The organism is Nostoc sp. CHAB 5836 (assembly GCF_020829445.1).
Lineage (GTDB): Bacteria > Cyanobacteriota > Cyanobacteriia > Cyanobacteriales > Nostocaceae > Nostoc.
This window is the reverse complement of record NZ_JAIVFV010000235.1, coordinates 1-8,617: the sequence shown is the minus strand read 5'-3', so window position 1 is coordinate 8,617 and position 8,617 is coordinate 1. Positions and strand designations below refer to the sequence as shown.

General features: G+C 45.9%; 7 protein-coding genes and 2 pseudogenes. 4 read left to right on the top strand and 5 right to left on the bottom strand.

Going from position 1 to position 8,617, the window contains the following annotated elements; translation table 11 throughout:
* The first annotated feature begins 261 nt into the window (after positions 1-261).
* Positions 262-2,097: a signal peptide peptidase SppA gene (sppA, locus tag LC605_RS29140; protein ID WP_229550929.1), complete on the top strand. Its 1,836-nt coding sequence runs from the start codon at positions 262-264 to the stop codon at positions 2,095-2,097.
* A 145-nt stretch (positions 2,098-2,242) separates the two neighbouring features.
* The gene (locus LC605_RS29135) at positions 2,243-2,482 is read left to right on the top strand and encodes a hypothetical protein (protein ID WP_229550928.1); all 240 of its coding nucleotides are present in this window, start codon (positions 2,243-2,245) and stop codon (positions 2,480-2,482) included.
* A gap of 159 nt (positions 2,483-2,641) precedes the next feature.
* Here LC605_RS29135 and LC605_RS29130 read toward each other — a convergent pair.
* The 5 genes and pseudogenes from LC605_RS29130 to LC605_RS29110 all read right to left on the bottom strand — a co-directional run.
* Positions 2,642-3,188, bottom strand: a pseudogene (locus LC605_RS29130) (IS4 family transposase); the annotation flags it as partial.
* Positions 3,189-3,581: 393 nt separating this feature from the next.
* Positions 3,582-3,875 (bottom strand): hypothetical protein, encoded by a 294-nt coding sequence (locus LC605_RS29125; protein ID WP_229550927.1) that lies wholly within the window; start codon positions 3,873-3,875, stop codon positions 3,582-3,584.
* Between the two features lie 106 nt (positions 3,876-3,981).
* Positions 3,982-5,034 carry an aldo/keto reductase gene (locus tag LC605_RS29120; RefSeq protein WP_229550926.1) on the bottom strand — a complete coding sequence of 351 codons (1,053 nt, stop codon included), beginning with the start codon at positions 5,032-5,034 and terminating at the stop codon, positions 3,982-3,984.
* Positions 5,035-5,204: 170 nt separating this feature from the next.
* The gene (locus LC605_RS29115) at positions 5,205-5,939 is read right to left on the bottom strand and encodes an SDR family oxidoreductase (protein WP_229550925.1); all 735 of its coding nucleotides are present in this window, start codon (positions 5,937-5,939) and stop codon (positions 5,205-5,207) included.
* 74 nt (positions 5,940-6,013) lie between these two features.
* The gene (locus LC605_RS29110; RefSeq protein ID WP_229550924.1) at positions 6,014-6,184 is read right to left on the bottom strand and encodes a hypothetical protein; all 171 of its coding nucleotides are present in this window, start codon (positions 6,182-6,184) and stop codon (positions 6,014-6,016) included.
* A 176-nt stretch (positions 6,185-6,360) separates the two neighbouring features.
* On the opposite strand from LC605_RS29110, the gene LC605_RS29105 reads away from it, so the two are divergent.
* Entirely contained in the window at positions 6,361-7,281 is a 921-nt protein-coding gene (locus LC605_RS29105; RefSeq protein ID WP_229550923.1) for an AraC family transcriptional regulator, read from the top strand.
* A gap of 258 nt (positions 7,282-7,539) precedes the next feature.
* Positions 7,540-8,447 (top strand): annotated as a pseudogene (locus tag LC605_RS29100) (IS630 family transposase); the annotation flags it as partial.
* Positions 8,448-8,617: the final 170 nt, after the last annotated feature.

Genomic DNA, 8,617 nt, shown 5'->3' with positions numbered 1-8,617 from the left:
GCAAACAGGATCAGGGCAAGAACCGTACATCTAAGGTAATACCTGAAAAGCGGATATTATTTGAACAGTTGTCTTTACAATTGTTTAATTAAGAATCCCCGTTCCCTTTAGGGCGGGGAGTGTCAACTTGTATCAGTTAAAGCACTCTGGTAGTTTACAGCGCATAGAATAAGTAAATAGGTCATTAGTCATTTGTCCTTTGTCATTTGTAAATGACCAATGCCCCATGCCCAATGACCAATGCCCCATGCCCAATGACCAATGACTAACTTTATCAAACAAACTTTTGCTAGTTTAATTGGCACCTTACTAGGACTAATTATTTTTGGTGGTCTAGGAACCACTGGACTGTTCTTACTGGTATTGGCTGCTACCTCCTCTAAAGATACTGGGCCAAATGTCAAAGATAAGTCAGTGCTAGTTTTTGACTTGTCAATGAAAATTACTGATAGTGAACCTAGTTCAGGCGAACTGTTTCAAAACACAATATCAGGTGTAGATGACGAGAGGATGGCACTGCGCAAAGTTGTGGAAACTTTGGAAAAGGCGCGGCGCGATCCGCGAATTGTCGGCATCTACTTAGATGCAACGAACACAAGCCGAACTGGTAACGTCGGCTATGCCTCTCTTAAAGAAATTCGGAAAGCGCTGGAGGAGTTTCGTGCTGCGGGGAAAAAGATTGTAGCCTATGGCAGTGATTGGAGTGAAAAGGAATATTACCTTAGTTCAATAGCAGATTCCATCATACTTAATCCTCTGGGAATGATGGAAGTCAATGGTTTGAGTTCACAACCAATATTCTTAGCGGGAGGATTGCAAAAATATGGCATTGGTGTTCAAGTCGTGCGGGTAGGGAAATTTAAAGGAGCTGTTGAACCGTTTATCCTCACAAAATTGAGTCCAGAAAACCGTGAACAAACTCAGAGATTGCTGGATGATGTTTGGGGAGAATGGCGCACTGCTGTAGGCACAAGTCGGAAAATTGAGCCTGATAAATTGCAGGCGATCGCAGATAATCAGGCAATACTAGAAGCCACACAAGCCAAAACTAGCGGTTTAGTTGATCAAGTACAATACCCCGATGAAGTGGTAACTGACCTGAAAAAGTTGACAAATAGCGATAAAGAAGACAAAACATTCCGACAAATTAGCCTGAATAGCTACGCAGAAGTTTCTGGCAAATCTTTGGGTGTAGAACGTAGCTCAAAAAATCAAATTGCTGTTGTTTATGTTGAGGGTGAGATTGTCGATGGTAAAGGTGATGATGGGCAAGTAGGAGGCGATCGCTTTGCGAAAATCTTCAACAAACTACGACAAGATCAGGATGTGAAGGCTGTTGTATTACGAATTAATAGTCCTGGTGGTAGTGCCACCGCAGCCGAAGTCATGCAGCGAGAAGTAAAATTAACTCGTGAGGTGAAACCAGTTGTTGTTTCAATGGGTGATGTCGCTGCCTCCGGTGGTTATTGGATTGCTAGCGACTCTAACCGCATTTTTGCCGAACCAAATACCATTACAGGTTCCATAGGTGTATTCGGGTTGCTGTTCAATGGAGAAAAACTGGCAAAGGATAATGGTATTACTTGGGATTCGGTGAAAACCGGACGCTATGCTGATAGTCAAACAGTTTCGCGTCCCAAATCGCCTCAAGAATTGGAACTTTATCAGCGCAGTGTTAACCGTATTTATAATATGTTTCTGAATAAAGTTTCTCAAGGTCGCAAACTCCCAGAACAAAAAGTAGCAGAAATTGCCCAAGGAAGGGTTTGGTCGGGTGAGGCGGCCAAAGAAATTGGTTTGGTGGATGAAATTGGCGGTTTGAATATTGCGATCGCATACACTGCCAAGGAGGCGAAACTAGGAGAAGACTGGGAGGTGCAAGAATATCCTCGCACTAGCAGCTTTGGAGAACGTTTTTTTGGGCGTGTAACAGAAGAGGCGCGGACTGCTTTCGGGATTGAGTCAGCACAACTCAAATCAGCCAATCCCCTCACCGCCGAATTCCAGAAATTGCAACAGGAAGTAGAGATTTTGCAAAAGATGAACGATCCACAGGGGATTTATGCCCGCTTACCTTTCAACTTGAAGATTGAGTAGATTTTTTTGAGCATCAATCGGCGAAAACTCACCAACTACCCCGAGGCGGATGAGTTGACCTAGCCATAAATCAGCTGACATTTGCTGCATGGATGTGTAAAGTAATTAAAAGTGAACTACCATAGTACTTTTGACACATCCATCTATGCCTAGAAAAACACAACGCCTTTTGCTGCTAATTGTCTCCTGTGGTATTACTGGTGTAATTTTAGGAGGTACTGCTGGTTGGGCAGAAAGTAGTCTCTGCCTGGAAGACAGTAAGGTTACAAGTGAGTGCCTAAGCCAAAATCCAATCCAAAAAACTATCCAAGGAATGAGTACTGGATTGTTAGCTGGGGCTGGGGCCGCTTTTGGTGCAGTCTGGCAGTTACGGCATGAAGATTGAGCATTAGCTACCACTAACCCAAAACTTCGGGTTAGATTAGGTTTCTGGACTAATTAGCCAGTGCCTCCACTTTGACGGTCAATCATCCTGATTTATCTGGCTTTGGAAGAATAGCGATCTATTAATGCATGAGCAAATTGTTGGTGCTGACTTTTCCCGTTAAGTCTCTCTAGCAAGCTGCCAACCCTCACTCTTGTCATGCAATTTTAACCAGCCCCGCCACAGTACCTGGATACCAATAGGAGTTTTATGTCGATGTTCTAAGTAACCCCCTAAACGAGCGATGCCTACGGCGGGCTTCGCCAACGCTTCCACAGCCCAACTAACAGTTAATATCTTGGGTAGTTTAGGTGATTTAGCTTTCAAAATGCGAAGCTCAAGGGGATTGAGGATAACAATTGCGTCGGCGTTTGGCTGGGTACGGTGTAGATAAGTCAACTGCAAAAGCTCAACAGCAATCACACGTAAAGATTGCAATTAAGGTTTTCATCCCATCAGCAGCAAGTCTGTATCTTTCTACTTGGCATCCCGACTTGAAAATTTTATGATACTCTTCTACACGCCAACGGTAAGAATACCAACGTAAAATCGTAGCCGCCATCTCAATATCTGCGATCGCTTCCGTGGTGAGCAACATCCACTCCACAGGGGTTTCACCGCCTGGGCAATCAACTTCCGTCGCATAAACAGCAGATACGAGTAGAGGATCGCGGAGAAAAGTAGTGTCTCCAACACACAACACGACATCATATTCTGCAACAGTTTCCGCCGTCATTTGACAGTGCGGCTCTATTAGTTTTGCAAATTCCACTTTTGGGTTGGCAAAAACTCATAAGCCCTCTTGAGTACGGTTCCCTTGTTGAAGATTTCCGATAGTGCTTTGCCAAATCCAAGACTTAGAGCATAGCCGAAAGACAAAAGCACGCTCATTCAATCGGCGTTGGCGAAGCCTACCGTAGGTAATCGCCTAAATCATAAGTCGCAAAATTTTTCTCCCACCAGTCCAGCATTGCTTGTCGCCTCCAGCACCCGATTTCAATTACTGTACCGTATATGGTGTGCTTTCTCCTCAATCCTTTGTGAGCAAGCTTTTCGAGACTTAACGGGAAAAGTTAGATGCAATATCTGTAATTTCCATTGATTTGTCCCAAACATTAATCAAGTTTTGTAATAAGTCTTGGAGTTGATTTAATTCAACATTATTTATTTCACTTTTTTGTTGTATTAAAGACACGTACAACAAACTTTCTGACAACAATATTGGAACTAATTCACGAATTGCACTCTTTTGTGACCAAGAGTTAAGGCGTGCCAAACTAGCTGCCAATTCTCCTAATTGTTGCGCGTGGGGTTGACGTAAAAAACTTGCTTCAATTGCACTCCAGTTAGGCATTACAATCCTCCTAACAATTGCTTAGTAATTTGGCTAACTTGTTCTCGAATTTGGTTAGATCGACTACCTTAAGTTACTAAAGTACTTTGCAACACAACCGAAGCAGCTACCTCCAGCCTTGGACGATCGCGCCGCCGAAAATGCTACGATTCACCTCGCTGGTGAAGATGCTATAGGGAAAGGCGGGATCAAGGGCACTGCTCTCGTCCAGCGTCCGGATCTGTTCCGGGGTGAGGCGGATGTCCAATGATGCCAGATTGTCATACAGTTGTTCGAGCAAGCTTGCACCCAGAATCGGCGAGGTAATGCCAGACTGTGCCAAAACCCAGGCAAGGGCGACCTGCGCCAAGGGGCGATCGACTTCCTCTGCCACCGTTCGCAGGGTATCAAGGACGCGCCAGTTACGATCGGTGAACATCTGGTTCCCGAAAGGATTGGGGCCAATCAGCCGTCCTTGACCGCTCGCCCCCGCCTCCTCGCGCTGGTACTTGCCAGTGAGGAAACCAGCAGCAAGCGGACTCCAGGCACAGATGCCGAGACCGCATTCACGGGCGGCGGGCAGATGTTCGCGCTCAATGCTGCGTTCAACGAGCGAGTACGCCAGTTGCATGGCGATGGGCCCGGGAATGTTATGCGCTGTGGCGATCGCCGCTGCCTTGGCAGTGTACCAGGCTGGCACATTTGAGAAGCCGAAGTAGCGGATCTTGCCGACGCGCACCAGGTCGCCGAGCGACTGTAGTACTTCTTCAACAGGCGTTACCATATCCCAGGTGTGCATCCAGTAGAGGTCAACGTAGTCGGTACGGAGGCGGCGCAGCGAACCCTCAAGCGCCCGATGCATGTTTTTGCGTCCGTTGCCGCCTGCATTCGCGTTGCCCGGTTCGCCGCCGTGAAAGCTGAACTTGGTTGCAAGCACTAGTTGGTCGCGTAGGCTGCGATCGGTGATATAGCTACCAATCAGTTCCTCGCTGCGACCCTTGGCATACACATCGGCGGTGTCGATGAAGTTGCCGCCAGCATCGACATAAGCATGGAAGATGGACTCAGAAACCTCATCGGGCGCACCCCATCGCGGGGTGCCGAAGGTCATGGTGCCGAGGGTGAGCGGGCTGACGATCAAGCCGGAGTGTCCGAGAGTGCGGAAGGCGGTAAGGCTCATAGGTTTCTTTTCTGGCTGAAACAACAAAGTCGATGAAGAGTACTGAGTTAAAAGTGCTGAGTGCTGAGTAAGAAGAGGAGTACTGAGTACTCAGAATGGTAAAAGTGTCTTGTATGTGTCAATCAAGCTCATAACGCAAAGAAGGGACACAGAAGTGATGTCTTCAATACCTAGAAGGCGCTGGCTGTCGGGCGGACAATGATTTCGTTGACATCGACATCATCCGGTTGGCACACAGCAAATAAGACAGATTGGGCGATCGCCTGAGGGGTGAGGGCAGTTTTGCGAAGTTCTTTTAAGAAGCCTTTTACTGCATCGTCCGTGATATCAGAGCCGAGTTCGGTCTCAACGACACCAGGGGATATGATGGTCACGCGAATGTTCTTCGACTCCTGGCGCAGTCCATCAGATATCGCCCAAACAGCATATTTTGTCGCGGAATAGACTGCACTGGTGGGCCCTACCATGTGAGCAGCGATCGACGCAGTATTGATAAACTGTCCGCCGCCTTGTGCTTCCATGATCGGTAAACCAGCCGCAATGCCGTTCAATACGCCACGAATATTTACATCAATCATGGTGTCCCACTCCTCGACTTTCAGGGCATTCATTGGAGACAAGGGCATCACACCTGCATTGTTGAAGATGACATCGACGCGACCAAATTTTTCTTTAGCAAAATGAATGAATGCTTTCACATCCTCGCGATCGGTGACATCCACTGCTTTGAATTCTGCAATGTTTCCCTGGTCGCGGATCTCTTTGACAATCGCTTCTAGCTTTTCTGTACGCCGTGCCCCCAGAACTACATTTGCACCGTTTTGAGCAAGTAACTTTGCTGTGGCTTCACCAATGCCACTACTGGCTCCAGTGATCGCAATAACTTTGTTTTCTACATTTAACATGATGACTGTCCTTGCTGTTGAGGTTGATTTGACTTAGAAAAATATGCCTCTAGAGACTTCAATTCTTTGGGTATTTACTCATCGGTTTCCGCGATGGGTGAATGGCCACAGTAGGCGATCGCAGAAACAACACTGTTCACTTTTGCCTCACTGCTGCGATCCGTCACAATTACACCAACCCCTTTTTTCGCCAGTCCTTGGCTCGCTCCTGTGACTAAAGCAATTTTTGCCTTGTTTCTCTTCATTGCCTCATCCTTTCAGCCTTGTCTTTCAGCATGGGTTCATCATAAGGTTGAAAAGCTTTTCCCTAAATACACAAACCTTGCAGATGATTGCCTAATCCTCTCAAGTCAGGCGTTGGCAAGGGAGAAATATTCTCTATAATGAGCCTATGAGGATGGTATCAGTCAGGAATGAGCGCGTGGTGATTGAAACACTGAACTATGAAGCGGCAATCAGCAAGTGTGACGAACTGGCAGCATTAGTCGCCCGGCACACTGACAGTAGGGGAAACGGTGTTCATCCAACAGCAATTAGTCAGTTAGAATTCATGCGGAAATCTGATACTTCAACCACAATGCAGGGAGTCGCCGAACCGATTCTCGGCATTGTCGTTCAAGGCAAAAAAGAAGTGTTGCTAAATGAGGAAACCTATGGGTATGGTGTGGCTCAATATCTAGTGGTGTCGGTGGATTTGCCGCTCTGTGGATGTGCGATCGAGGCGACACCTGCGAAGCCGTATCTAGGATTTAAGCTAGATTTAGACCCCGTTCAACTCTGTGACATTATTGCTCAAACTAACCCAAGCATGGGTAAGAAAGAAAACTCGGTTAGAGGCTGGTTCATCAGCGATGCCGATCCATCGTTGATTGATTGTGCTATCAGGCTGACACGGCTTTTGGACACACCGCAGGATATTCCATTCCTAGCACCAATGATCGTCCGCGAAATCTACTACCGTTTGCTAATTGGTGAACAAGGTGAAGCAGTTCGCCAAATTGCCACATCGGGCAGCAATATGCAGCGCATTGCTGAAGTGATAAAACTTATCAAGGCTGATTTTACAAAGTCACTGCGGGTTGAGGATCTAGCTCTTCAAGCCAATATGTCTCCTTCCTCGTTCCATCGCCATTTCAAAGAAGTCACCTCCATGAGTCCGCTGCAATATCAAAAGCAATTAAGACTATTGAAAGCGCGTCACCTGATGCTTGCCGAGAATGCCGATGCGACCCGTACTGCCTATCAGGTGGGGTACGAAAGTCCTTCACAGTTTAGTCGCGAATATTCTCGGATGTTTGGTGCGCCTCCTATGAAGGACATTGAACGATTACGAATAGCTTGAGCAAAGACTGTGAATTCGCTACAGCAAACTGCAAACATCCAGAGATATAGCTTTTAATTTATAAGAAGTAAGTTGATCAATATAAATTTGTGTATGAGAGCCAAATGTTAAAAGAACTTCACCTCCAACAAGTTGGTCCTGCTGCCCATTTTGATGTCGCATTTGCTGATAGGCTCAATAAGTAGGTCGGCGTGAAAAAACTAAACTATGTAAAGATAAATAAATACGGATAATATATCTACCGAGGTGACTAAAAATATGGGCGCTCGTCTAAGGGTATTTCTGACATCGGAGCAAAACAAGACCCTCTTAAATCTAAGAACTACCGATGTACCACAAAAAGTTAAAGACCGAGCAGAGGTAATCAGGTTAAACGCACATGGCTGGTATGTGGAAAAAATAGCTGCTCACTTTAACTGGACTTGTCAAACAGTCAGAGAAGTTTTACATAAATGGCAGAAGTTAGGTATAGAAGGGCTTTGGGAATTACCAGGGCGAGGGGGAAAACCGAAGTGGACCGAAATGGACATAGCATTTTTGGAAGAATGCCTGAAAAAAGAAGCACGTACATACAACAGTCTTCAACTAGCCCAGAAATTAGAGAGCGTAGGCGCAGCCCGCCGCAGGCATCGCTCCATTAAACTAAGTCCCGACAGGTTAAGACGGGTACTCAAAAAAAGGGGATCATTTGGAAACGAGCGAAGAAGAGTCATCAAGGAAAACAAGACCCCGTAATACGGGAAAAAAAACAAGTAGACTTAGATATGCTGGAATTAGCTGCTGCTGGAGAAATAGACCTAAAGTATTTGGACGAATCAGGGTTTTGTGCATGGAGCGAACCTGGATACACCTATTACCAACGAGGGGAGCAAAAGCATTTAGAACAAACAAAGCGTCGTGGTCGTAGATTAAGCATTATTGGGTTTTTTCAACCAATAATAAGTTTTATTTACGGTCTTGTGATCGGGGGTGTTGGTCGTAAATCTTACATCCAGATGATGGAACATGAAGCTTTTGATACCCAGAAGGTTGGCCGCATCAGAGTAATAGTGCAGGACAACGGTCTAATACATCGATGTCACGAAGTTCAGCAGTTATGGTCAAAATGGGAAGAGATGGGTTTGTACATCTTCTTTTTGCCCGCATACTGCTCCCAGATGAACCCAATTGAATTGGAGTGGCAGCACCTTAAAAAAGATCAACTATGTGCAATACCTTCGCCAATTTACGAGAGTGGGTTGATGACGCTTGCACCATTAACTCGCTGTTCTCTGAGGTTTGGCAAAAACAATAAGTCCTAAAAATTCCTTTAAGGTTTACCACAAGGTTTTTTTTA

Bases quoted from the DNA above. Each gene is read 5' to 3' on its own strand.
- LC605_RS29110 (WP_229550924.1), bottom strand. From the start codon at position 6,184: ATGAAGAGAAACAAGGCAAAAATTGCTTTAGTCACAGGAGCGAGCCAA.
- sppA (WP_229550929.1), top strand. From the start codon at position 262: ATGACTAACTTTATCAAACAAACTTTTGCTAGTTTAATTGGCACCTTA.
- LC605_RS29115 (WP_229550925.1), bottom strand. From the start codon at position 5,939: ATGTTAAATGTAGAAAACAAAGTTATTGCGATCACTGGAGCCAGTAGT.
- LC605_RS29135 (WP_229550928.1), top strand. From the start codon at position 2,243: ATGCCTAGAAAAACACAACGCCTTTTGCTGCTAATTGTCTCCTGTGGT.
- LC605_RS29125 (WP_229550927.1), bottom strand. From the start codon at position 3,875: ATGCCTAACTGGAGTGCAATTGAAGCAAGTTTTTTACGTCAACCCCAC.
- LC605_RS29120 (WP_229550926.1), bottom strand. From the start codon at position 5,034: ATGAGCCTTACCGCCTTCCGCACTCTCGGACACTCCGGCTTGATCGTC.